Raw genomic sequence first — 26952 nt, 5'->3', positions numbered from 1 at the left:
CAATAAAGCTGGGAAGTAGATACGAGCCGCCGCCAATAGTCTAGAAAAACGGCTCCGCCTGTGACGATATCACGAACGCCCTCCGTTCAACCCATAAACCCACCATCTTTGGGTACAAATAACCGCAGATAACTGACCGTGCCACGCCAACCACCCAGGAGCGGACACTATCCATGAACCAAATACTTCTTTTTATCGGCCTCGTCATCATTTTGTGCCTGACCATCAAACCCGTCGGCAAAAAGCTCCCCTTCCCCACCCTGCTCATCTTCATCGCGCTGGGCATGCTGCTGGGCGTCAACGGGCCGGCGCACATCGACTTTAGCGACTACGCGCTCACCGAAACCGTCTGCAGCACGGCGCTGCTGTTCATCATGTTCTACGGCGGCTTTAACACCAACATCGACCGCGCCAAGCCCGTCGCCGTACCCGCAGTGCTGCTGAGCACGCTCGGCGTCGTCATTACCGCCGGCATCACGGGCGCCTTTGCACACTTCGCGCTAGGCTTCGACTGGATCGGCGGTCTGCTGCTGGGCTCGGTCGTGGCGTCGACCGACGCAGCGAGCGTCTTTAGCGTGCTGCGCGAGCACAACCTTTCGCTGAGGGACGGCACCGACTCGCTGCTCGAGGTCGAATCGGGCTCCAACGACCCCGTCGCTTACATGCTCACCGCCGTGCTTGCAACCCTTGCGGCCGGCGGCGACATTAACATCCCTGTGCTGCTGGCCAAGCAGATCATCCTGGGTGTGGGCCTGGGCCTTGTCATCGGCTGGGCATCTGGCCGCTTGATCGAGCGCGCACACGCAACGGCCGAGGGCGCGCAGACCATCTTCTTGTTCGCCGTGGCCATCGTCGCCTACGCGCTGCCGAGCTACCTGGGCGGCAACGGCTTTTTAGCCGTGTACCTTGCCGGCATTGTGCTGGGTGCGAGCGACATCACCGGTAAGGTCGAGATGGCGCACTTCTTTGACACCCTCACCGAGATGGCCGAAATGACCATCTTCTTTTTGCTCGGGCTGCTCGTGACGCCCGCGCGCCTGCCGCAAATGCTACTACCGGGCCTGGCACTCATGGCGTTTATGCTCTTTGTGAGCCGCCCCATCGCCGTCGGTCTGCTGTTGGCGCCCTATAAGACAAACCCCCGCCAGGTGGCGCTCGTAAGCTGGGCGGGCCTGCGCGGTGCGGCTTCGGTCGTGTTTAGCCTCTTTGCCGTGGTGGCCGGCGTTCCCGGCGGTCACGACCTGTTTGACCTGGTGTTTGTGATTGCCGTGGCGAGCATTGTGGTGCAGGGCTCGCTGCTGCCTGCGGTGGCAAAGAAGCTCGACATGATCGATGCGGCCGGCGACGTGCGCCGCACCTTTAACGATTACCGCGACGAGGACGGCATGTCGTTCGTCAAGCTCAAGGTGGGCGCGGGCCATCCGTTTGCCGGTCGCTCGCTCGCGGACATCGGCAGTGCCACGGACATGCTCGTAGTCCTGGTGCTGCGCGACGGTGCACACCCGGTGCTGCCCAATGGCGATACCGTCATCGAGGAAGGCGACCTTCTGGTTATGGCCGCGCCGACGTTTGAAGATCGTGCCGAGGTAACGCTACGCGAAGTCACCGTGACTCCCCACGGGCGTCTGGCCGGCCAGCGCCTGCGCGACGTGCCGCAAGGCAAGCACCCCTTTATCGTCGTGATGATCAAACGCGACGGCCAAACGATCATCCCCGACGGCAACACCCTCATATACGCCGGCGACGAAGCCGTCATCGCCACGCTGGCGTCGTAGCGGCCAGGGGCAGCCGTCCCGAATTGGCTACATTTGAGCACCAATCGCCCCGGCTGGGGTCTCGTTGCGGACAATTAGCGTCTCTCAAAACTAAGTGAGTAGACTTTTGCCGAATCGCCGACCACGTCACCAAAGCACAAGTCTGTGACCTGCGGGTTTGTTGAAGCAAATTAGTCGTGTGCTCAGGATTTCCAATAAAGCCTACTCACTTAGCCAGCGTGCAGTCAAAATAGAACGGTCGCGACCTCATTAGGCTCCATTGGGACGGCTTATCATGCATGTTCGCGCAGCTGCGGGTGCAGGAGCCCCATGCCAAATTAGCTACCCTTGTCACATTCCTAGTCATCGTCGACGGCAAAGTCGCGGAGGTCGAGGCCTTCGCGTTCGGCTCGGGCTAGGAGCTCTTGGAGCGACTCGTCCTCGATATCCACTACGTCGAGCATGGCAGCCGGAAAGCCCACGCCTGCTGCACTCCCCGCGCGATCGAGCAGACTCTCGCGCAGCTGGTCCACATCAACTTCGATCTTCATGGTGAAACCTCCTACCAGGCCAGGCTCCTACTCAGCAGCGCTAAGCTTATCCACAGCAGCAACAAAAGCCGCCGCCTGTTTGTCGTCCATCTGCATGGCCAGGCGTCCCACGGGCTCATCGTAGGCAAACTGCACCTTATCGATAAAGCAATCCCAAGCACGCTCATCCACACGCACGGCGGCCTCGCAATACTGACTGAGCTTTTTGAGTCCATACCAAAACGCATTCACATGGCGCGTGGGGTCCTCATCCAGCACACCATCGTAGCGACGCCCGTTAAACTCACGCATGCGTGCCACGGCAACCTCGAGCGAGTCGCCGCCCTCGGCCGAAGCCTCATCCACCAGCTCGGGAATCGGAACCTCACGCCGAACATCGTGCCTGGTAGCGCCATCGTACTCGCCCACCAGCACGTCTTCGTCAAGCCGAGAATCATAGTCAACATAGCTCGAGCCCCTGCAAATCCCATGCGGCGAGCCAGAGCCAAACGCGCAGAACAACCCGCCGTCGGCAACAATACGACGGTAGGTCTCAAACGACTTCTTAACCTGAGCGAGCAACTCGGAAAGCAAACCGGTATCGCACGCCGTCTCGCACGCAACGCACGCAGGCTCGGGCAGCCCTGAAGGCTCCACCGTGCTCCCCGCAACGCGGGCGGCGCGCTCGGCCCGATATGCCTGCGCCGCCAAGCGCGCTCGCTGCGCAGCGCCATGCACGTTGGTAAGTTCACGCTCCAACGCCACGTCACCAGCAACATCGCCAGCAACATCACTCGCAGACCCGCTGGCGCCCTGCGACCCTGTCGCACTCAGCTCGGACTCAAACGTCGCTGTGATCATACCCGCAAGGTCCGTCGCATCGGCGGCACAACGCAACTGTTCCAGCTGCGTACACAGCAGGTCGGCATCCAAAGGCACAGCATCCACAACGCGCACGCCATTCAGGCGCGCCACGTCCCGTAGCACCATAGCCCCCGCAGCATCGTACGCCGCGCGAACCTTGTCCGCCGTATTCGCACGCAGCTTTACCTCGATAAACGCAAGCGTCTGCTCCAAACGGGCCAGTAGCTCGGCCTTGTCATCCATGCGCAAAAAGGCAGCATAGCGGCGCTCCATCTGCAGCGGACCAACAATGCCCGCCTGCTTACGAGCCAGCGCAAGGGCCGCACCCTCAACACGGCGAACATACCCGTCAACTGCCCGCACGGCAGACTCGCGCGCAGCGCGCTCGGCAGCCTCGACACCCCTAAGCACGCTCAGCAGCTCGCGGGAGCGCGCCTTGCGCACCAGCTCCCCGCGATCGTACTGCTCAAGCGCCGTCTGACGCTTGGCTACCGACTCAAAGCCAAACAGCTCGTCGAGCAGCTCACCAACAGAACGCTCGCCCGCCATAGCAAGGCCTCCTCACGCACTACGCACCAACATGTACGCGGTGCGCCCGAACACCGGACGCCCCGCTCGCCCGCACTCCTACAGATCCAGAGCCTTTTTCGCGGCGTCGACCGGGTCGCCATCCATGTAGAACACCGGGCTCAGGCCCGAGATAATCTCGGACGAAACACTCTGCAAACCCGCGATGGCGCTCAGCGGCAAAATCACGCGCTTGGCGCCGGCGTTTTTGGCCACGCGCATAATGTCCTCGAGCCCACGGATCTCGTCCATAGAGCCCGACATGCGCAAGATTCCCGGAATCGCCAGCGCGGGCATCACCGGGCGGTTGCACGCCGCGGAGCACAGGCCCACGAACTCGGCGAGCGAAACCTCCTCGGACAGGCCCTTGCTCTGCAGATCGTTGTAGAACAGCAGATAATCCTTGGAGCCAATGTGCATCCCCGGCGCCACGCGGTTCGCCAGGTTCACAAAGTTGTCGAACGCGGCCTCCAGCGTATCGCGCACCGGCTTGTTAAAGGCCACGCCCTCGTGCTTAAACTTGCACTCGCCGGCAACGGCCTTGTTCTCCAGCTTGTACACGGCTACCTCGCCGCCCTGCGACCTGCCCACGCCAAACACGTGGCCGGACAGCAGCGGCCCGTCGGGAATCAGCGTGTCCTCGCTCTGCTCGGGCACGCGCACCACGTGCACGTCCTGCGGGTTGTCGGCATCCATATAGCCCAGGTTGACGTCGATAAACTCAACGCCCGCCATAATCTTGAGCTGCTCCTTTACGCGGCGACGGCCCTCGATGGCGTAGTCCAGCAGCCAGCGCACGTCGTCCTTGTCCATGGCCTCGTCGGGGAACAGCAGCTTGGCCAGGCCGCTAAAGGTCTTGCGAACGGCGATCTCGTCGCGTTTGTTAAAGTCGCTGTTAAAGCGGAAGTAACGGTCGATATGGTGCGTAAAGTCCTTGCGGCGCATCTCCTTGCAAAACTCCGACAGGCAGTCGGTGATCAGGCCATAATGTCCGGTCAGCAGGCTCGAGCGCATCTTGGGAATCTCCCAGCCCGGCAGGTAGTAATGGATACGGTCGAAGAAGGCCGAATCGTTGTTAAACTCCGGCGGAAACGGATCAAACAGGTGTGTGGTCTTAAGGACGTTTTGCACGGTGTCGTTGATGTTGCCCTCAAAGACCATGGAGGCATCGGCGTTAATCTGGTCGCGGCCGCGCGCGTAGCTGCCGCTCGCCATATAGTCCTTCATGATCTGCACGGCGTTGGTGTCCTTAAAGCGCATGCCGGCGACCTCGTCGAACGTCACGCAATCCCAGTGGCCCACCAGGCCCACGCGATCGGCGCGCATGGAGTTCATGCGGCCGAACAGGTTAGCCGTGGTGGTCTGGCCGCCAGAGAGCAAGATGGCGTAGGGCGAGACCTCTTTGTAGATATGGCTCTTGCCGGTGCCGCGGGGACCCAGCTCGCACAGGTTGTAGTTGCGCTCGATGAGCGGCACCATACGCTCGATAAAGTGCAGGCGCTCTTTCTCGGAAAGCTCGCTGGGTTCGTAGCCAGCTGAGCGCAGCAGCATGTTGAGCCACTCGTCGCGCGAGAAATACTGGCGCTCGTCGATCATGGCATCCAGGTCCAGATTGGGCATCTGGATGGGCGTGAGCGACGCCACACTAAACGGAGAGTCCTCGGGGCCGCGCTTTTTGCGCTTGGCCTTGGAGCGGCGCGGCGCATCGTCGCCAAAGACCTCCATGCCAAACTCGTCTTCCTCATCCAAGGGGTGACGATACTCGATGCTCATAATGCACCAAATGCCGCCCTGCAGAATCTTGGAATAGTCGCGCACGTACTCGGCCGGCATCACAAACGGTTCGATGGTCAGATTGGCAAACGATGCCACATAGATGTCTTTGTACTCGTCGAGCTTGGCCGTCACCTTATCGATGATGGTAAAGCGGCCCAGTTCGCGAATCTTGGACTTAATGCGCTCGGACTCGTCGGGACGCACGTAGTTATCGGTGAGGATCCTGCGAATGCGTTCCAGGCCCTCTGCCACGGCATCCTCGTCATCGGTCGAGCAGTACATGCCCAGCAGGTACTCCAAAACAAAGGTGGGCACGTTGGCGCCGCGCTTCATAAGGGCCGTCAGGTCCTTGCGCACGATCTTGCCAGCAAAGTGCTCGAGCAGCTTGCCGTCCAGCCCGTCCATGTCGTAGCCCTCATCCTCGGGAGCCTCGGCCACAGCTTGGTCATAGCCATCGGTCGAGGACTCGTCCTCAACGGGCGCGACGGCCTCCACCGGCTCCGGGGCAGGCGCCGCAGCCTCAACGGACGCCGCAGCCTCCGCAGGCACATCCACATCAATCGAGGGAACTTCCCACAGATTGTCGTCATGGCTATCAATCATAGGGCACACTCCTAAAAACCAAAGTCAGCAACAGGGGCAAACGAAACGGCGATGGTATACGTCTCGCGCCAAAAGATCTTGCCCGACTGGGCGTCGCGGCAAACCAGCAAATGGGACGAGCCGGACCCAAACGACACACCCGTCTTAAGCGTAAAGCGAGCCTCGACCACGCGGTCCTGCGGGTTGGGCGAAGTCATGTCCGCATGCACGCGAGCAACGTCGCTCACCTCGTTGCCGGTCTCGTCGGTAAACACCAGCTCGTACTCGCACGGCAGCACCTTGCCCGTAGCGGCCTCCTCCTGCAGCAACTTAATGCCAAACAGCGAGTTGGTAACGCGGCGGCTCTCGCTCAGCACGCGCAGCTTCGCAGTCTGCGTATCAACGAATTCCTTTGAGGACGCACTCAGGCGGCGATACCCGACCACCGGCACCACGAGCTCCTGCAGACTCACGCCGCCATGCACGTAGCGCTTGGTTCCGCCGGGTCGCTTGTAGTGCACGATCCCGCGCGGAGCCAAGCCAACGTAGCCGCCGCCCGGCACCACATGGTCCATGTTCATGGCTAAACACGGGCTACCGTCCGCGCCGTTAGCGATATCGGCCAAGGTGTCGCCCTGAGCGACCACCGCATGGCGCTTGCCAAACAGCACCGGATCGTCGGGCAGGTCGTTCTTGCCCAGGAACAAGCATTCCGGCAGTTCGTTGGCCGTGTACAAAAAGCCATGGTCGGATGTGATCGTCACGCGGGCGCCTGGCGCGTCGGTGCACACGCGCTTGGCGATCGAGACCAGCTCGTCCACGCTCTCGGCGCACGCATCGAACACATCGCTTTCGGTGGCGAGCTTCTCCCCCGTCGCGTCGATCTTGTTGTGATACAGGTACACGATCTCGCTGGACTTGAGCAGCTCCTTGCGGTCGGCGGCAGACATGTCCAGATACGCCGCGGCACTCAGGGCACGAGCCGTAGGTGCGGCCTTCTGCAGCACCGCTTGACGCTCGACCGTAGAACCCGTGGGCATATCATCGAGCAGCACGGCGCCCGTTTCCATGTTGAGCGTCATGGCCTGATGCGGCAACAGCGCCGGCATGCCCATCTCGGTAATAGAGGGAAACATCGCCTGCACGCTACCCATGCGCACCTCGCCGCCGCGCTCGCGCTCCAAAGCGGCAGCCACATCCTGCGCCACCTCGTAGCGAAGCGCATCGCTGATCAGGACCACCTTGGCCTTGGCACTACCGGTATACGTGGGCAGCGTCTCCCAATAGAACAGGTCTTGGCGAGCGACGCCCTCAACATAGCCGGCATCGCGCCACTGCGCCTGGGCGGCATTGGCCCAGCACGCGTTGCTCTCGGTCAGATACCAGTTGACGTAGTTGTTCTCGGCCCATTCAACCGCGCGGCGCTCGGGCTCCTCCAACAGATCGACACCGCGCAGCTTGCAGCGCTCGTTGGCCTGGCGCAGCGCGCGATATGCCGCATCCATGTGCCACCAATCTGTGGTATAGGCCTCCCATACCTCGGCCGCCTGGGCAATATGGAATCCACCCGCATGGTCGCGCTTAAAGGCCGCCATGTCGGCCAGCGCCAAAAGCACCTGGTAGTAGCAGGCGACATCGTCGTACCAGCACAAGTCGCGACGGGCCGCGGCAACACGACGCGCCTCGTCAACGCGATCGGCACCCTGCGCCAGCGAGGTGAGCAGGTCGCTCAAAATGGCCTCGTCAACGCACGGGAATACATCCAGGCGCAGCAGATCGTCGGTAGGCAGAGCACCAAACACATGGCGCAGGCCGCACGCGTCCTGGACCAGCTCGCAAATCTCGCGCAGGTCATCAGACGCCGCAGCATCACCCGCCCATTCGCGGACAACGGCAATGCAATACGGCGCATAGGCAGGCGCAATATGGTTGGAAAGCTTTTGCAGCGCAGCCGCCGGCACCAACGAGGCCGCGGCCGTCAGCAGCACATGGGCGGCAAAATCCCGCAGCGAATCGCGCTCGAACAGCGCACCCTCAAAGCCCGTGCGCTGACGCACAAAGGCTGCAAGGCTATCGGCGGCCTCAAACTTCTGCGCCAGTTCCGCCAGTGCCTCCGGGCCATCGCGCAGCAGCATAGTCAGGCATGCGCGCACAATAAACGGCATGGTGGCAGCGCTGGGATCGGAGCCGCCAAACATGGCGGCCAGCAGGCCCAGCTCAACATCGGCCGCGCACGCAGGCACGGGCATGCACTTAGAAAACTTGGCGACGCGGCCCTTGGCGGCAAAGAACGACTTGTGCGCCTGCAGAGCCTTGCGAATATCCCGCGCGTTCGAGGCCCCCAGCTGATCGGCCAGCAGCGACAGATAGTCCGCCGAGAACTGATCGGCATACAGCTCAACATCGGCCAGCCAATCGCCCTCGAGGCCGCCGCGCCCCTGCTGGCGATACACCAGCATGTCGCTCGTGGTGTCCTCGCGGGCGATAAGGCGCTTGACCTCAAACATATGCCCGTCGCAAGCCTCCACAAAGCGCACCGGACGCGGCAGGCGTTGCTCTACCGCTTCTCCAAAGCCGCCCTCGGCAAGTTCGGCAAACGTGGCGGCAAACTCGCCTTCCGCGTCGTGCCACACCACCACGCGGCGCTCACGGCAATCGGGCAGCGGCTGTTCAAAGCGCGCCGCCAGCTCTTCAATTACATCGAACTTTGCCATCTAACAATCCCACTGTCATACCGGTCAAAACAATTCGCGTAACGCGTAATCACGTGTGCATTATTTTATCTTTGCCAGCACATCCTGGAACTTGGCATAGTTGACCTTAACGCCGTCGTCCAGGTCAATCTTGATCATCTGGTCGGCCAGGTGATGCAGCTTTTCCTCGTAGGCAACGGTCTCGGTCAGCTGATCCTTCAGCTTTTTGATGCGCTTGGTCAGCGCGACCTTCTCACCGCGCTCGGCCGTGGCCAGCGCGTCCTCGGCATCGGCAATCTGCGAGCGATAGCGCTCCTGCTGCTCGTGCACATAGTCGGTACGAATGCGCGCCAGCAGATCGGGCGTATAGCGGTGCATGTAGACCAGAGCCATAAAGCCGTTCTTCTTGCCGCTGTCGAACAACCAGTAGATGGGGCGCTTCTTGTAGGTTTGGCAGTGGTCCTTAAAGAAGTCCTTCAAAAAGTAGGCGCGAATTACCTCGCGCGAGGTACCCTTGCCGCCGAGCGCCTCGGCAATAAAGGCCAGGTTCTGCTCGAGCGTCTCCTCGCCGTACACGGTGCGCACAAAGTCGATAAAGTAGCGAACGATGTCGTCGTCAAAGTACTCGTCATCGGTAATGGGCAGCACATTGTCGCCGTCGGGCATAAAGGTCACGTGATCGGGATTGGGCATCTTGGCCAGATAGTCGTTGACCGTGGCACCCTGATCGGCCAAAACCAGACCGTCCACATCCAGCGAGTAGCGGCCAAACATGCAGCCCACGGCATAGCTTATGAGCGAGGTAATCTCGTCGCGCTTGGTGCGCACGTACTTGTTGCCCTTATAACTCTCGGGGATCTCGTCAGCGGTATCAAAGATGCGCGCCACCGATACGTACTTGTCCTCGACCTCGATGGGCACTTCGCCCTCCATGTTGTAGATTTTGGCAAAGATTCGGTTGAGCTCCTCCTCGTTAGCGCGAAGCTGCTCAAAGCGAGCATTGACCTCGGCCTTGCGAGCCTCGTATTTATCGGCGAGCAACGTTGCCATATCTCTATCCCATCCAATCAGGACCGATTAAAAGCCCAATAAAACTAGCTAAGTCAACATAGACAAGTCTACCCGACAGCAAAGCTTATGGCGCCCTATGCAGAACATTCACGAGCACCATTTTCAGGACCCGCCCATTACAGACGAACCAAGCTTTGCAGCCAGTATGTATTAACTTACTCCACCAGCCCCACCATTTGTTGAGCAACAAGTGCGAGCGGTAGCCATAGGGCCATAGCCGCAGCACCCCAACCAAAACAGCACGAACGAACATGACCCACTATCTCAGACCAGACCACGGCATATTCCTAAAACCCCAGGCAGATTGACGAACATGTGTTTGGTCATTATAATTTCTACTTGAATAGACTCCTCGTCTCGTGGTATAAAAAGGTTGGTACCCTCGAATAGAGGGACCTCCAAGAGCCGGGGGCTTCCCCCCGGCATTTTTTATGCGTAAATGGAGGTCACCTCATGACGGAACTCTCGATCTTTATCGATGAATCGGGTGATGCGGGTCCCGTATCCCGCTACTATATCGTCACCCTTGTCTTTCATGAGCAAGCAAACGAACTAAAGGAAAATATCGCCGCGTATGAACGCAACGTTAGAGACTGTGAACTCGATGTGATGCCATTCCACTTTGGGCCTCTTCTCACGGGCCACGATGATTACCAGTGGGTCAGCATTCGCAACCGAAAGAAACAGCTCAGCCTGTTCCGCCAGTTCGTAGATCACTCCCCCATCACATACCGACCCTTCATCTACGACAAGAGGCAGGGCCTTTACGAACCGCAAAAGCTCTCCGAAAAGATCGAACGCGATGTTACGCTATTCCTTGCCGACCACCTGGCGTACATACAGAGCTTCGACCACGTCAAGATCTACTACGACGGAGGCCAAAGCGTTGTAACGCGCGCGCTTCACGGTGCCATCGAGAAGGCCATTTCCCAAAGGGCCACGGTTTATCGCGACGCTTCGCCCAGAACATTTCGACTATCTCAGGTCGCCGACTATATTTGCGGGATCGAACTCACGCTCCTTAAGTTCCAGAATGGAACAGCGACCAAAACAGACACGGAGTTCTTTGGCTCGATCACCCCATTCAAAAAGAACTTCGTTAAGAAGCTAAAGAAAAAGAGGCTCAATTGAGTCAGCCATTCGCACTGGAGCCATGGTATAAATGGGTTGCGTTCCTTTATGGAGGGCAATCAAGAGCCGGGGGATGTCCCCCGGCATTTTTTATGCCTGGATCCAATGCAAGCTCGACATAAAACGGGAGGGGCATCCCTAGAGATGCCCCCTGCAAAATACATCCGACTTCTGCTTCAAAATCAATCGTCCCATATATCCATGAACCTTTTATCAGTCAACACATAAGCAGTGCGATTGTTAATCGGAGCAACCTTTTTTACTGAATGAGTCCTGTCATACATATAGCAAACAACGCCCGCTTTTGAGAACGTATCTATTCCGTCAACAGCGTCCATCATGTCATATAAAGTAAATACTTCCCCAACGTCAACTGTTTGCGCAAACTGCTTCGCAAGCCGCTTGTTTTCCGGATCGGTCTTAGCCTTCCTCTTGCGATCGTACGCTTGTCGCATCTGCCAATCGGCATCCCAATAGCATTCATCAAATCGGTCACTTTTTGGCACGCTGGCACAGAATGCTTCGAGCTTAGCCCTGCGCTCTTTCTTTTCGGCTTCTATTTGTTCGAAGTTCGCTTCGGCCTCTTTAAACGCTAGCTGGGCATCGCTCTTTTGCTGTCGCAACTCATCGACCTTTGCTTTGACGAGCTTACTTGAGCCCTTGGAGAGTTTGACCTCGATCGCCTTAAGGCTGGAATCGACCTTTTCTATATGCTCGGTAAGATCCGAGAGCTTCTTCTTTGCTTGACGTTTATTGCTAATGTCGAACAATCCAAACGACTGAAGCTCTTTCTCGCAGCTAGAGGCCTCATTATTAAGGTTGTTTCTTAGCTCTGCCAGCTGCTCTCGTTTGCGCTCTAGGTCCCGAAAGTAATCGAATTTTGAGATTGCCTCATTCAAATCGTCGACAATCGAATCTAGCTCGCGTTGGCGCCTCGCCTTGTTCACTTTGGCGTCAAAGTAATCGCCGCGCATCTCATTGCATCGATCGGCAAGCGCGTAAACCCTATCCCTCGTCTCGTCCTCTGCCCAAGACTTTGGTTGAAACGGTTGAGGCTTCTCGTCATCGGCCTTTTTCTTCTCGATGACCACATCATTCTTTTTCTCAGGCGCAGCTGCCTTCTCCTCCTTGGCAGGCTCAGCGACCTTCTTCTCCTTGGCGGGCGCAGCATCCTTCTTCTCCGACGCCTTCTTCTCCGGCGCGGCCTTCTTCTCCGGCGCAACGGGCGCCGGCGCAGGGTCCAGTCCAATGCGGGCGCGAATCTCACGCATATGCTCGGAAGGGGCAAGGATAGCCTCTGCATCACGGCCGTCTTCGAGGTTGCAATTAGATGCCCTCAGTAAGGCAACGTCAATAACATTAGCTGCGGCAGAGCGAATATCCTGATATATGGGGCTCTCTTTTCCGTAGAAGCGCTCCTGGGCATCGACCGCGTCAAGAATGCGATCCAGATAACGCTCGGAATCCGCATTTAGCTGAGCCAAAGCCTTTAAACCGGCATTCTCCCTATCAAGCGCAGTATTACCGTCTAGCAAACTGGTCTCGTATACTGCTGACTTATAAACACCTTGGCGAATAGAAATCAAAAGAGAAACGCCCTGGACTGCAAGCTCCCTGAACTCCTCGGGCTCGACTTTAGTTTCAAAGCATTTCTTAAACGCAATGTCCCAACTGAGAGGCTCCACCTTATTAAGACGAACGGTCGACGCGAGTCCATCGACAAACGTGCGGGCCTCATTAACACGATCCCGATCCCATGAATAGAACGTCACGCGCATGCAGTCGTTGTCACGGTATAGAGGGCAGACATAGAACTCCAAACCAATCCCCGTATCCATGCCAGGAAGTCCCACGCCAACCTGAACGACAGCGACAATGCACCCATCACCCTGAACTTCGTGATATTCAAGTCCTCTGGGAACCATGTTGTTTATGGGAGGGAAGTGGGTGGTCCTAATCACGGCGCGACGAACCTCGAGCTGGTCCATGCTGCGCATTTCCTCTGATGTTTCAGGGCGCCACGAATAAAGAACCTGAGCCCCTTCCATGCGCCTGTTGGACGAAGCGGGGCTTAAAACAAAGGTATCTTTTTGGCTGGGGTCGGAAACGACAATCCAGCCATCGGGAAGCGCCACGGAAAACGCATTGCCCCATACACGGTCGCCCTCGTTTGCAGCAACCTTCTTATCACCGCCTGCGTTACCAGGCCGCTCCCCTCCCGCGGGGGCAGACGCCACGCCGCATCCGTCTGAAGCCAAGGTGTCCAGCTGAATCGCCGGGGCAGAGTAGACCATCTTCGTTCCCGGCTTTTCCTGCACGCCCGGAACGTCCGTCACGTCGTCTACGACCAGCATGGATAGATCGACGTTCTTCGCCGCAACAAACGTCACCTTAAACGAGGCGCCTTGCTGGCTACGCAGCCCTTGGCGCATATCCCAAAGCATGCGTGTGACCAAGTTGAAGAACTGCGGAATACCGCGAGCGATTCGCGTGTCATACATTACGCAATATGCATCGGGGGCCGGATTGTCGATTACGAGTGCCTTGTTACAGCCGCAGAAATCAGCCAAAACAAGGCCCGTCAAATCCCCTTCTCGAAGCATAGGGTAAAGCGCCTCGTGGATTGCGCTCCTAGGAACAATGAGGTCCTCATCGGCCTCAACCAGGTTATTCAGAAAACCGTCGACAAAGCAGTTGAGATAATCATTCAGATCATCAAAGCCGCCCTGCGTGGCAAAATCGGTAAGCTCGGGCACCTTTTCATTATCGACATGCAAACCGGTCGCAGTGTGATGATGACCGTCCCAGGTGATCATTCCGTCGTCAAAGCAAACGCAATAATCGGACAGTAGGTGGAAAAAAGAAGTCACCAAATCCATTTCAATCAACCTTTCGCTTAGGCTTCAGCAGCTACTTCGCTTCTTTCGGGGCGTTTTCGAGTGCGTCGGCAATCGCCTCTATGCCCTCTCCCTGGCCTAGAATGAAGCACTTCCAGTCGATGTCCTGGGTGCGGGCAAACTCATCGGCACGCGAGGCACTAAAGAGCATCACGCGGCTCTTCTTCCACAACAGGGCGGGATGCAACTTAAAGTCGGTGCTCTCAATACAGACCACCGCGTCTTTGCGAGGCATCTCGAGCTTGCTGCTCTTGACCAACTCTTTCAGCTTTTGGACGTCGGTGATCTCCTGACCCACAGAACAGCTGTTGAGCAGGTCCTTCCACACGCGGAAGTACGGCTTGCCCTCATAGGAAGCCCCTTCAGCCACAACGGATGTCGAGAGGCCGACAGGCCGCTTAGCAACCGCATGCCTAACCTTGGGAGCCGCCTTGGCAGAATCGTCCGCAGGCTTCTCATCGATGCCCAAAACCTGGGCAACGTAGTCGTCATTGCCCAGGAAATACTCCTCGACCACGTCCCATCGCTCGGCATCGCTCATGGTGGAGCGGAAGAAGCCCCTAATAACCTTGGACGAATACTCGTGGCGATCGTTAAGCTCGCGCAGCACGCCATTGGAATATCTGCTGTCCGAAGCCAACGCCTTGACCTTCGAGGCATCGTTGAGACGAATAAAAATCTCCGGGTTGTCGCCGCCCTTTACCGTGTACGTAGCAAGCTTGAGAATCTCTAGGATCTCGGCCAGCGCATAGCGAGCGTCGAGAGCCTTGTTGTCCAGATAGCGCCTGCAATGTTTGCTACCTTCGGGGGGCTGCAACCTTCCCAGCGTCTGGGTCAGATTGCTCATGGCTGCCTGAAGCTCGCGCCCGATTACGCCATAGCGAACATCCTGCGCGCGGCTATAGGTATTCCTCGAAGACTTATTGAATCGTTTGATGCATTTAAAGGACCGGTCGGATCCAAAGTGCCGGCCACCATCGACGGGACGAACAAACGCATTCAGCAGCGCAGACGGCTTCTTGACCTCCAAAGACGTCCCCTCAAGCTGATGGGTAAGCTCTTTCGTAAACTCCTTCTCCGAAAAATCGCCCTCACGCGCAAGGCCCATAAACGTCTTGCGCAGCGCCTCGGCAAACGCAGACAGCGTCGACGTGGCCCCATCAAACGGCATGGAGTAATTGATGTCGAGCGCCAGGCGGTTCGAAAGCGCAGGCTCCCCCGTCGGCGAACAAATCTTGCCCGTGAACAGCTGGCGCTTAAAATCGGCATAGGTCAGGTCGCTAAACTCGTTAGCCCACATGTCGCCTACGTTGAGCTCATAGATTGCGCCCATGTCCGAGATCTTGACGGCATGCTGCCCCGCACGATTCTCGTAGCGCGTATGGGCCTCGCTGATCTTTCGTAAATATTTGCCGTAGGACGTGGTAAAGCTACGCTCGGCAACCTGCTCAATGCAAACAAACTGCTTGGTATACGACACCTTGGGGCGCACGACGATAACCGGGAAGTTGAACTTATCCTCAAGGTCGCGCGAGATCATCATCAGGGCCGATTTAACGCGATTGGTCTTGCGGTCCTCATCCTTCTCGTTTGTAAACAGGTAGGAGAACGTATTGGGCGATACCAGGAAGTTCTGGCTGCGATCTTTTTGCGGCGCAGAAGCATAGACCTCGTACAGCTTGGCCATGATCTCCTTAAGCTGCCACTGGCTAAACTTGGAGAGCGCATACAGCGTCTCGGAATAGCGAACGTCTTGCATAAAGAAGTCGATGCAGGCCTTGGCACCCAGGCCGCGCTTGCGACCGCCACGACCAATTTCCTGAATATAGTCGGACAGATTGCCCGTCGGCGCATAGTGGTACACGGCATCGATGTCATCGATATCGATACCCATGCCAAACGCCTTGGTGCTCACGAGCACCCTGCAGTTGCCCGACGCAAACGCGTCTTGAACGATCTTCTTGTACGCGGCGTCTTTGCCGCCGTGATAGCCCAAGACCTGAGAATTAGAAACGCTGCGTTGATCGATAATCGCATTGACATGGCTCTGATATGGGCAGTAGACAATGGCATGGCGGTTGTCGCGCACGGCCTTATCAATCCACTGCTCGGCGAGGTCGGTTTTTACCTCCTCGATGGGACCGGGCAGCTCGCTTTTGCTTCTCCAGACGATGTCGAAGGAGATGTCGTTACGACGAGGGTTGCCCAGGAACGTCTTGCAGTTGCCAAGCTCCAGGTCGGCGATCGTATGCGAAACAACATCATCGCGCCCGCCGTAGACAGCCGTGGCGGTAAGGCAAAAGATCGGAAAGCTCATACCGTTTTTGCGGAGCTTAGACAGATACGGCCCCAGATACCAGTAGTCCGGGCGGAAATCTTTACCCCAAGAGGTAACGGTATGGACCTCGTCGATGACGACAAGACCGAGCTCGCGGCCGTTGAGAATCGCCTGGATTGAGGACTCCAGCAGAAGTTCCGGTGACAGGTAGATAATGGAGGCGTCGCCGCTTTTAACACGGTCAAGCGACTCAAGCCGCTCACCATAGGGAATGTCCGAGTTAATGGCAACGACATTCTTAACGCCACGTTTCCGCAAGTTGGCGACCTGGTCGATCATCAGGGCCTTCAGCGGCTCAATAACCAGCGTGACCAGCTGATATTTCCGAGCAAGATACAGCGCCGGAATCTGGAACAGAATGGACTTGCCTGCACCCGTGGGCGCCGTCACAAACACGTTCCTGTAATCGACAGAGCCCGCATGGGCAGACTCGGCCTGCTTTACGACAAACTCAGAGATAGCACCCTGAGACACCGTTTCCATTTCGTTGTCAAAGTCGGGATTCTTGTAAAAACGAAGCTTCCTAAACGAGGCCTCCTTGCCCCAGTAATGCTGAAGCACCGAAAGCAGACGGCCCGACTCCTCGACCTTTTCCTCTTGGTCTTGCTGCGCCACAAAGGAAACGGATAGACCCAGCGCATGGGCAACAGAAGCGACCGCCTCCAGAGCGGACCTATAGCTCTCAAGCTCCCGAGCGTTCACCAAAACAGAAGCAGGGCCAGCCGTGCCATTTAGCAAGCCCAGACGGTATTCCAGAAACGCAGTCGACGAAACAGGGACGACGCCCTCAGAAATTGCCGAAGCATCACCCAGCGCAAAAGAAGCACGATCAAACAGATCGATAACTTCCCACTCAGCAAACTCATCCGGAATAATCGGCGTTACAAGATGCGCACTTCCAACCTTTACGGATTTGGCATAGTACTTAGAAAGTCCCGTCGTATCGGGTGTCATATCGTCAAAAGATGACTCAAAGCCATCGAGCAGATCCGGATCAACAGGAGAAGGAACGCCCTCACCATCAAGGAACAGGTTGTTCCGAACGACGACAATCTTGCCGTCGAACAACTCGTTAATCGTCCCGCGCAGCTCAAGAAGCTGTTCAAACAGCATTAAAACTGGACCATCCGCCGAAAGAATCTGAGCCACGGCCAGCCTCTTTTGGCGGGCAAAGTCAGAAGGAGAAAAGAACGGGGCGACATCGCTGGCTATAACCCCGGGGATCGAGTGCTCATAACGCGCGACGAATTCTGCGAGACGGGACGACAGGCCGCAAAAAGCAAATATTATCGGTTGCGAACAATTCCTCAAGAGTCCGTCGATTTTAGTATCGAGCGTCAAACTATTGCCATCGCAGTACTCGGTCATATTCTCCTCCTCCAACCAAACACTGCCATCAACTTAGCCCATCAACCTCGCCATTTGTTGAGCAACAAGTGCGAGCGGTAGGTATTGATCTACGACCGTTGGAATCAAATAAATGAAGCGCAACAAGAAAGCGATACCCGAGTCGAATCAACTCCGCACTCACCGAAGGTCGCACCAGATGCCGTCCCAAAAGTACACAGAGACTGGCGCACAAACCGAACAATCTAAATAAAGGCCATAGCGGTGGCGCTTCGTCGTTGACAGGTCGTCATCAGCGCAATCAAATTAGCTAACAATAATCAGGCTGAGTATTGTTCATCACTCGCTGTCAGAGAGAAGGCCTGTCGCAGCGGATTCGAGCGCGATGCCGCAGCGCTTCAACATGTAATCAAAGTGAGCAGCTTGGTTATTTGCTTCAAAAATGCACCGCATAGCATTTAAATAGTGAAGTAAATAGTCACCAGAATCGGTGCATTCGGCGTCATCGGTCAAAAGATGAGAGCCAGAGTGCGTCCACAAAAGCAATGACCTCCCCAAAGGACGATCGGATGGAGGCAGCTTGGCAATTGTTTCTTCAAGATTCAATCCATTAACAAAATTGAAATAAGTTTCAAGGATTCGACGAATGCTATTGCGGACGGACGTTGACCGATTTTCTTCACGAAGCTCTTGCCACAACGCCTCGTAACCCGTACTTACCGGGTTATCCGGTCCAAAAGCTTCAATAGCGGAGTTGGTAGCCGTTTTTCTAATTACGAAAAAAGCGCTATCCGACAGGGAGTAACCTGACGATGGATAAGTAATCTCATGGTGAAAACTGGCGTTGTGCGTCGATATAAACAACTGACTAACTTCGGAATTAGCCTTTTGCCGCGCTTCGGAAGCCAGGTCGCGAACCAAGGAGCTGACAAAGTAGAGAACGTTTGAATCCAGACTAGAAATAGGGTCATCAATAAAGACAACGGGGTATTCAAGAGACCTACTTTTAACGTAACTCAAGAAATACAAAAAGGTGACGATGGTTTTTTCGCCCTCGCTAAGGGTCTCATTTGCACGTTCTCCGCCTTGACGAATAAATGCATAGTCTTTTCCATCGTTAGCTTCATCGAGAGAAAAATTATCAAAGCACAAGTCCTTAAGGATTCGGTTGATATGCTCAATAGTGGGCTTGGAGCTAGTAAGCCGAGACATTAACTCCTCCCGTTCGGCGTTCTTCCTTTCAATCGCATCAGAGCAGTTAAAGACTTTAGATTCGAGACCCTCTTTAGCCTTCTTGTAGGCTGCTTCATTTTTTAAGAATAGCTTCTTATCTGCCGCCAGCCTGACCGCACACTGCCATTGAATGCGAGTAAACACGTCCTCTTTAAACTCGCTAAAGTGCAGGGCGCGTTCATTGTGAGCAGCAATCTGCTCATTCATCTTTTTCAATGCAGCAGCGAGATTATCTCGGACATCAATTGTATCTTCAACAATAACTGAACTACCCAAATCATTTAGCTTGGCATTCATACGATCAAGGTTCGCTGTGGTCAAAGCATCAAAATCTATTAAATTATCGCTCGCTTGATCTATGTCAAATCCTTGATTGCGGTAAGCAGGAAGCTTTTCTCTCAGCCGATGCACTTCATCAAGAACCGACTCATAAGCTGAGACAGCGTCCATTAGCAGCCTCTTGGTTCTGCGATAGTCTTCGTCGAAGTAGCTTTCTATACTATTCGCAAGAGCCTCGCTCGTTGTCTGCTGACAAAATGGGCATGTAGACCCCCCTTTCAGTCGGAAGTAGTACAAACCCTTCTCAACCCAGCCGGCATTATTAAGTTCGTGAATTAGCCTGGCCGTATTTACATCGTCGCTTCCGACAACGGGGCGCGAAAAATCTTCACATGATTCCGCCAGTTCAAGTGATTCAAAATCTGGCAGGTCAATTAATGCAATCGTCTGCAGAGACGGTTGCGAGGCCTTTCGAGCAAGGCTCTCCAGCTCATCGTATTCAGTCAGTTTAAAGTTCTTTGGAACCTCTATGGACAATATCCGCTGGCAAAAGGCTTCCTTTCTAGATAAGCATCCTTGAAAAGCCTTCTTTTGGGTAGCAGAAAGAGCACGGAGTTCTTTCCAGCATTTTTCCTTGAATGCATTTGCAGAATCCTTATATTCCGATTCTTTTCTATTCAAAACCCCCTCATAATTTTCTTTCTGTTTTTCCAGATTGATAATATCTTGCCCCAAGACGTTCACGCTGTGCTTAATATCAATATTGTCTTCACCCAAAGTGAAAACACCTGGGACGCTACTGTTTTGAAATATGCCGTTGACGTAGTGCTGGTTGTATACCAGCACAGGACGCGATGGGCCCTCCCACTCTACGCGAGACGCATCGTCTGTTATTCCGGTTCGCATGTACTCGCTTATAGTGGTTTTGCCGCTACCATTGGAGCCGAAAATATAATTGACCGATTTAAGGCTATCCAGGGATGCGTTATCACTGCCATATGGCCCTAAGCAAGAAACATTAATACGAGATATCATCCCGACCACCTACACCAACGGGTGGCGCTTGAAATCGCATGAAATTTCAAACGAATTGTAATCAGTCAATGAGTCCGAAATACAATCCGATGCAAGACGATCAACCTCACCACGAGCGCTATTCAAGTCTACGAAAGGCATGGAGCAAACGCCGCCAACTTCGAAGTTTAATGTGGGACATAAGAAGGAAAGGAAACTCTGGGCAACACTGGAATTGCAAAAAGCCAGCAGGGACAGATCAGCTTTTCCCTCGTTGGGAAATAGGCACAATCCAGCAACATCAAACAAGTGACCTTTGTCTTTATATCTAAAGGCCGCCTTTCCTGAAGAAATTTTAGACCAGGTGATTTCAGGCAGAAACATGTACTTTTGGCTTCGCGGGACAAGATGCCCGTAATCTCTGGCACGCTTTCCGTCATCTTTCCAGTCAATTACCCATTCTTCGTTTCCATACCATTTTCTAAAGTCACCTCCCTTGTTATAGGGAAACCAAGTCGCTCCCGACCGCTTTGCCTCTGCGGCCGATGAAGAGCAATATTCGGACGACCTGCTTCCGACTTCAAACCAAAGCCTTAAAAACCTATCGTTTTCGCCAGTTGTCATGCCGTTACAACCCCAGGCGTGCTCTCTGATCTTCTCATTCGCGGAAAAAGCCTCGTAGGTTACTTCGCTGGCCCAGTAGGCGATGGGGGTGCCGGGGATCTGCTTGAAGGTCTCGGCGTCGCGGCGGTAGAACCAGCCGCAGTCGGGGTTGCCGATCGCCTCGAGGGCCTTCTTGCGCTTGGCATCGCTGCCGTTGATGTCGACGAGGCGCACGTAGGCGCCCGCGCACGCCGTGCGGCCGTTGTAGACGACGTCGGCCGTGACGTTGACGACCTCGCCGCCGATGGCGTCGAACGCGCGGGGGCCCAGGTGCAGCATGGACAGGATCGACTTGCTCCCGATGAGCGAGGAGCGCATCTTCTCGAAGCTGCCCAGGAACATCCAGCTCTGCATGGTGATCATGGCCGCGTAGCCGCGGTCCTTCGCCAGGTTGAAGCCGCGCTCGATGAAGCACGTGCACAGGTCGCTCTTGACGTCGGGGTAGCTCCTCTTGACCCACCTGGACATGAAGGGGCCGAAACTGGAACTGCCCATGTAGGGCGGGTTGGCCACGACGCAGTCGTGGCGGCGGGCCAGGGTCTCGCAGGTGGAAAGGGCGCGCTGGAGCCTCTCCCTCGAGCTGCTGCCGAACAGGCCGCCGTCGCCGGTGAGGCCGATGGCCTCGCGGATCGCGGCGAGGTCGCCCTCGCCCGGGGCGAGCAGCGAGCCCGCCTCGTCCAGGTGCGCCAGGGCGTCGACCAGGTCCTTCCTCTTCTCGAGTGCGCTGCCCCGCGGCACGTCGCCCTCCCCCAGCGCCACCGGGGCGAGCACGGCGATGTCGGCCTGGACGCCGCGGCCGAAGAAGCGGCGGTCCAGCTCACGGGCGCACATGGCCAGGGCCAGGCGCGCGATCTGGGCGGCGCGGGGGTCGATCTCCATGCCGTGCAGGTTCCTGGACAGGACGAGCCCGGGGATCTCGCGCTCGCGGTAGCCGCGCTCCAGGTACATCTTGGCCAGCAGCTCGAAGGCGTAGACCAGGATGTGGCCCGAGCCGCACGCCGGGTCGCAAAGCGAGATGTCCTCGGGGCCGTTAATCTTGATGAAGTCCTCGTGCTCGGAGTCGGGCTCGATGTAGTACTCCATCTCGTCGCGCAGGGGGCTTTCGGGGTTGTTGAGCATCCACAGGCGCCCCAGCGAGTTCTGCACCATGTAGCGCACGATCCAGTCGGGCGTGAACAGCTGGGTGGCCGGGCCTATGGTGTCGGGGGTCTCCTTGGCCTTGGAGGCGAAGAAGGCGTCCTTGACCTCGGAGTTGTAGTACTGGTACATCCAGCCCAGGATCTGGACGTCTTCCCAGTCCTCCTCGTCGATGTCGCCCACCATGCGGCCGATGACGCCGTCGGCGTCCATGAGGTTGGCCGGCAGGAGCAGCGCCATGCAGGCGTCCACGGGCTGGAACACGCCCGGCAGGCACCCGGAGAGCTCGGCGCACTGGGCCAGGAACAGGTAGCGGAACAGCGGCCCGTCCTCGCCGGCCTGCTTGAGCTCGGCGACGCGCACCGGGTCCGCCCCCTCGATCTCCACGTCGAGCGCCTCGTCCGCGGCCTGGCTGCCCAGCTCCCAGGAGCCGTCCGCCGCGGGGCGGGTGAACATGCGCACGCGGCCGGGCAGGAAGTCGTGGACCTCCATGTAGCGCACGGCGGCGATGCGGTTGAACCAGGTGTAGGCGGCGCGGTCGCGCAGGTGCTCAAAGCCCTCCTCTGCCGCGGCGCGCAGCAGGGCGTCGCGCCACCCGATCTCCTCCGGGGACAGGGCGCGCCCGCCCACCGCCGTCGCGCCGGCCGGCTCGGCGCCCTCGGCCACGCCGTAGAGCCTCATGCGGGCCTCGACGCCGGCGATGAGCTCGTTGCGGGCCCAGATGCAGTAGTTCCTGATGGCGGTATCGTTCATGGCGGTCTACCCTTCCCCGGTGGTTCTTGGTTAGCTCAGACGGATGGCGTCGTTGCCCTGCAGCTCGGCAAGCAAGCGCACGCGGAGTTGGCCAAGGTAGGCATCGATGTCGCTTTCGCTCTCCAGCTTTTTGCGCTCGCCCAGGTCGGCCAAGCGCAGCTTTTTAATCCTCTTGGGAGCAGGAGCGGGCTCAGGCTTTGCGATCGCCGGGGCGTCCTTGTCGTTGTCCTTGATCGTGGTAACGATCTCGCCGTTGGGCGTGACTTCCTTGTGGCGGCTCTCACGCTGCTGGCGGGCCTTCTCCTCATCGATTGCGGTATCAATCTTCTCGCACGCACGATCGCAATACTCAATCAGCTGCTGCTTGAGCGCGGCAAGCTCGCTCGCCTTGGTGGCGGCGTGAGCACGGCTCTCAAACGAGTTAGCCATGCGGCCGGCGTTCTCGATAGCGCGCTCGGCAAGCTTGGCATAGCCGTCCTGGCTCTGGGCATATTCGTGCACCTGAGCCATTTGTGCGGTTATGTCGTCCAGCATCTCCTTGCGCTTGGCATCGACCATCTGCTTATGGGCAGCCATGACGGGCTCCATCAGGTCGTGCAACTCGCGGACCTCACGGTACGGACGCGGATTCTTCAGAATCTGCTCAATGCGCTTGTTGGCCTCGACCGCCTGGGCGTTAGAGTCCATGTAGAAGCCCTCGTCCTTCATAAGGCCCATAAACTCAACGGCACTATCATAAACGGGCTTTTGGCTCTCAAAGAAGAACACGACCTGGTCGTAATCCTCTTTCCAATCATCCAGATCATCCTGCGCCTTTACAAAGGCATTGAAGAGCGCCTGGGCGTCGTTCTGGTTATCCAGCAGGCGCGTGGTCAGCTTAATGCCATCGTCCAGCACCTTTAGGCCCGGATACGGATAGGCCGGGGCCAAGCCCGTAAAGTTGTTGTTCGTGAGCTCTACGCACTCGTTCTTGTAGCCCGTAAGCGTTTCGACCACCGTGGCGGTGAGCTCGTCCTCGTTGGAAATGTCACGATTCGCACCGAAGGTCTCGCGCAGCACCCCGTTGACTTTCTTGATGAGCTCGTCGCTCATCTTAACGTGCTCGCGTACCTGGGCCTTGTCAGCGTCCTTGCGCAGGAAGGTAACCATACGCAGGTCGGTGGGGGCAACATTGGCGCCGGCAGCCGTAATGGTCGCACGCTGCGAGACCACCAGCTGCGCCACCACGTTGGCAATGTCGATTTCGCGCCAACCATAGGGGGCACCCTGGAACTTACGCTGCAGGTCACCCATGGTCGTATTCAGCGACAGACGCGTCTGAGCATGAAGGAAGTCCGCGACCTCCTTCTCGGCGCGGGCGTTGTTGGAGCTCTGACCGTCGAGCGCCATCTGGTTGGCACCGCGCAGCGTGGCGCGAATGTCCTCGTCGGTCTTGGCGGGGTCGGCGATGTAGTCGGCCTTGGTAAAGATGGCATCCGTCAGCTTTGACAGGGCCTGGTCAAACACATCGGCGGGCTTGGTGGCGCGAATGTTAACCATGGAACCATTCACAGCCACACGGGCATGCAGCACGGCCTCCTCCAGCAGTTTGGCTGCCTCTCGCTCAACGAAAGTGGCCTCTTTCATCTTTGCCTGGATAATCTGCTGGGTCGAAGGCGCCAGGGCCTCGGTATTGATGGTCTTGCGATACTTGCGGATCTTAGCCACATTCTGCAGGTCATCGAAGTAGTCGATGTCGTCTGCCAGCACCACCAGCGCGATATTGGCCGACTTGACGGCGAGCTCGGCATCGTCGGCACGCGAGAGGTCATCTGCCACCGTAACGACGTTGAGCTTCATGCCGCCCTGGGCCACACCATAGACCGAGTCGTCTACATAGCGGTCGAAGGGAAAGTCGTTGGCGCCCACGCGCAGCTTGGTAGCCGTATAGATGCCGCTAAAGAGCGATTTTTTAATGCCCTCGATAATCAGGGCAGCATCTACCGGCGTCTCGCTAATGGCGCGCGAGATATCCTGCTCCTCGTCGGTAAGGAAGTTGTATGTGTCGCCCTGACGTGCCACGTAGTTTTCGCGTACCAGACGGTTGAGCGACTCCTTAACGCGGTCCTTAAGGGCGGCCTTGTCCACGTCCATGCCGTCGACCATAAGGATGGAAATGTTCTCGACGTTGGACTTGATGTAGTCGATATAGCGGATCAGATACAGCAGCTTTAGGACCTTAACGTCCTGGGCCTTAAGGCCATGGCCGTCCTCGGCCGCACGCTCGGCGCGCGTGACCACCTGGATCACGCCGTGCTCCAGGTCCTTGGCGATGGTATCGAAGAAGCGCCAGAACGGCACCAGGGCGCCAACCTCTTGGTCTTGGATGGCCTGGGCAGATTCCTGGAAGGCCGAGAGCATGGAGCGCTCGCCCGTGGACATATGCTTGGCCTTGACGCCGTGCTTGCGCACCTCGGTCATAACGTCAGGCAGCACCTTAAACTGATAGTTCACAAACGGGTAGCTGGCCGTAAAGTCGTTGCGGCTGGCATAGCCAATCAGGTCGCCGCGCGAACCGTCAAAAGAGAACACGTTTTTGAGCACGGTGCTCTGGGCCTCATAGTCCTGCTGGAGCTTTGCCGAGGCGGCATCGTTCTTTTGCAGCACGCGGCGCTGGATAACCTCGTCCACGCTGGAGCTGGAAAGCGAAAGGCGCGTGTTAAAGCGGCCCTGAATCTTGGAGAAGTCGTCGCCCACGATCATGGCGACCTCGTCTATGGCCTCCTGGCTGGTCACCATAACCCACACGCGGCCACCGCAACGGCTGCCCAGCTCCTCGACGAGCGTCTGCAGCGACAGCATAAGGCTCGTGCTCATGTCGGCATCGGAGCCAATAAACTGACCCACCTCGTCGGCCATGAACAGCAGGCGGAACTCGCCGCCGCACTCCTCGGCGCGCTTGTCGGCATACTGCTTGACCATCTTGGCAAAGGTGTCGGCAGCGATGGCATCGTCCTCAGTACCGTCGAACCAGTGGCGCGCGGCCTGCTCGCTCATGCCCAGGACCTGTTGCAGGGCCTTGACGATGTGATCCTCAAAGTAGCTGTAGCTCTCGCGGTCCTCGAGCCAGTTGCCGTGGTCAATGCTCTCGTAGGCAGCGCGGAACTCCTGCGTCTTACCCTTGCTGTCGATATGCTGCTCCAGGCGTGCCAGCTTAAGGTCCTCGCCAAAAAAGCCCAGGTGCTCAAAGAACACGCGCTCAAAGGCGCGGAGCAGGGCCGTGCGCGAGGTGTCGCCCTCTTTCCACTGGCCGCCCTTGCTGTCGATGTTAAACAGGATCGCCTCGGTGGGAACCTCGCAGCAACGACGAACCCGAGCGGCCACGATGGGGTCGGAAATCTTGCCATCAAAGTAATCGACGGCGCGCTTGCCGGCAATCTCATCGTTTTGCAGCAGATACGAGAGCATCTTGAGGAAGTGCGATTTACCGGAGCCAAAGAAGCCGCTGATCCACACGCCCATATTGTCGGTAGGAACGTCGAGCGCCTTATCGTACGCCTCGAAGAAGTGCGCAAAATGACCCTGCAGCTCGCGCGTCACCACGTACTCGTCGAGCTCCTGGCGCACCGATTCGTCGCTGGCATCTTGTACCTTAACGACGCCGTTGATGGAACGGTTGATGTCCTTGGAAAACAGGTCTTGGATAATCATCTGTCGCTCCTAAGAAATATCGAACGCGCGGTAGTAGTTGCTGGCGTTCTCTTTGTTGAACAACTTGAGCTGGCGGCCGTCAAAGCTGCCGGGATACATGACGACGACGGGCACGGTGCCAAAATCGGCAAGCATGTCGTTGAGCAGGTTGTGCACGCGCAGCAGCGGAAAGACCTCGCCCACACCCGTGAGCAAGATCACGTCGCCGGGCCGATGTGGCTGGGTATGCTCCAAGAGGTACTGGGCAAAGCTCTTGGAGCTGCAGGGCTTCTGGAGCTCTTTGATCTGGGCCTCCGAGCCGACCTTTGCCTCGCGGCGGGGAATCGCACGCAAAATACGGCGCTGCTCGCAAATCTCGAGCATCACGTCGTACAGGTTAAAAACCTCCAGGTTGCACGGCAGCTTGCCGGCCTGGGCATCTGCCACGAGCTCGTCCACATAGGCGCGGCACTCAAACTCCAGCGAAGGATCGTAGCAAAACGTATAGAAGCCAATCTCGTTACCGATGCCCTTGTTGGCCAAGAAATCCTGGTCTTGCAGGCGCTCGCGCAGCGCCTCGCGGCGATGGTCAAAGTCCTCATGTATGCGCTCGGCGCGGTTGCGCGGGCGAATGTGCGGTTGGTTTATTGCCAT

The 26952-nt window shown here is 57.2% G+C and carries 13 protein-coding genes; 2 read left to right on the top strand and 11 right to left on the bottom strand.

Annotated elements, in window-relative coordinates; genetic code table 11:
• Window positions 1-173: 173 nt before the first annotated feature.
• A complete protein-coding gene (locus ACTNB2_RS02580; RefSeq protein ID WP_441041864.1) occupies window positions 174-1775 on the top strand; it encodes a potassium/proton antiporter in 1602 nt (533 codons plus the stop codon).
• 338 nt (window positions 1776-2113) lie between these two features.
• Here ACTNB2_RS02580 and ACTNB2_RS02575 read toward each other — a convergent pair whose 3' ends face one another.
• The 5 genes from ACTNB2_RS02575 to ACTNB2_RS02555 form a co-directional block, all read right to left on the bottom strand.
• Window positions 2114-2305 (bottom strand): hypothetical protein, encoded by a 192-nt coding sequence (locus ACTNB2_RS02575; RefSeq protein ID WP_441041862.1) that lies wholly within the window; start codon window positions 2303-2305, stop codon window positions 2114-2116.
• Between the two features lie 27 nt (window positions 2306-2332).
• Complete coding sequence (locus ACTNB2_RS02570; protein WP_441041860.1) at window positions 2333-3697, bottom strand: hypothetical protein; 1365 nt, start codon at window positions 3695-3697, stop codon at window positions 2333-2335.
• Between the two features lie 78 nt (window positions 3698-3775).
• The gene (brxL, locus tag ACTNB2_RS02565) at window positions 3776-6094 is read right to left on the bottom strand and encodes a protease Lon-related BREX system protein BrxL (protein ID WP_441041858.1); all 2319 of its coding nucleotides are present in this window, start codon (window positions 6092-6094) and stop codon (window positions 3776-3778) included.
• Between the two features lie 11 nt (window positions 6095-6105).
• Entirely contained in the window at window positions 6106-8787 is a 2682-nt protein-coding gene (gene pglZ, locus ACTNB2_RS02560) for a BREX-1 system phosphatase PglZ type A (protein ID WP_441044690.1), read from the bottom strand.
• Window positions 8788-8847: 60 nt separating this feature from the next.
• Window positions 8848-9816: a hypothetical protein gene (locus ACTNB2_RS02555; protein WP_441044689.1), complete on the bottom strand. Its 969-nt coding sequence runs from the start codon at window positions 9814-9816 to the stop codon at window positions 8848-8850.
• 474 nt (window positions 9817-10290) lie between these two features.
• Here ACTNB2_RS02555 and ACTNB2_RS02550 point away from each other — a divergent pair, with 474 nt between their 5' ends.
• Complete coding sequence (locus tag ACTNB2_RS02550) at window positions 10291-10968, top strand: DUF3800 domain-containing protein (protein ID WP_441041853.1); 678 nt, start codon at window positions 10291-10293, stop codon at window positions 10966-10968.
• 182 nt (window positions 10969-11150) lie between these two features.
• On the opposite strand, the gene ACTNB2_RS02545 is transcribed toward ACTNB2_RS02550, so the two are convergent.
• From ACTNB2_RS02545 to ACTNB2_RS02520, 6 genes are all read right to left on the bottom strand, one after another.
• Window positions 11151-13784 carry a hypothetical protein gene (locus ACTNB2_RS02545; protein WP_441045698.1) on the bottom strand — a complete coding sequence of 878 codons (2634 nt, stop codon included), beginning with the start codon at window positions 13782-13784 and terminating at the stop codon, window positions 11151-11153.
• Window positions 13785-13878: 94 nt separating this feature from the next.
• Entirely contained in the window at window positions 13879-17352 is a 3474-nt protein-coding gene (locus ACTNB2_RS02540) for a helicase-related protein (RefSeq protein ID WP_441042598.1), read from the bottom strand.
• A 537-nt stretch (window positions 17353-17889) separates the two neighbouring features.
• On the bottom strand, window positions 17890-20097 hold the full coding sequence (locus ACTNB2_RS02535) for an AAA family ATPase (protein ID WP_441044686.1): 2208 nt from the start codon (window positions 20095-20097) through the stop codon (window positions 17890-17892).
• A 9-nt stretch (window positions 20098-20106) separates the two neighbouring features.
• Window positions 20107-22629, bottom strand: coding sequence for a BREX-1 system adenine-specific DNA-methyltransferase PglX (gene pglX, locus ACTNB2_RS02530; protein ID WP_441044685.1), 2523 nt, complete (start codon window positions 22627-22629; stop codon window positions 20107-20109).
• Window positions 22630-22659: 30 nt separating this feature from the next.
• Entirely contained in the window at window positions 22660-26319 is a 3660-nt protein-coding gene (gene brxC / locus ACTNB2_RS02525; RefSeq protein ID WP_441041998.1) for a BREX system P-loop protein BrxC, read from the bottom strand.
• 9 nt (window positions 26320-26328) lie between these two features.
• Window positions 26329-26952: a DUF1788 domain-containing protein gene (locus ACTNB2_RS02520; RefSeq protein WP_441041996.1), complete on the bottom strand. Its 624-nt coding sequence runs from the start codon at window positions 26950-26952 to the stop codon at window positions 26329-26331.

The sequence above is a fragment of the Collinsella sp. HCP28S3_G2 genome, assembly GCF_052065125.1.
Lineage (GTDB): Bacteria > Actinomycetota > Coriobacteriia > Coriobacteriales > Coriobacteriaceae > Collinsella.
Note: the sequence above shows the minus strand (reverse complement) of the source record. Positions and strands in the feature narration are given on the sequence as shown.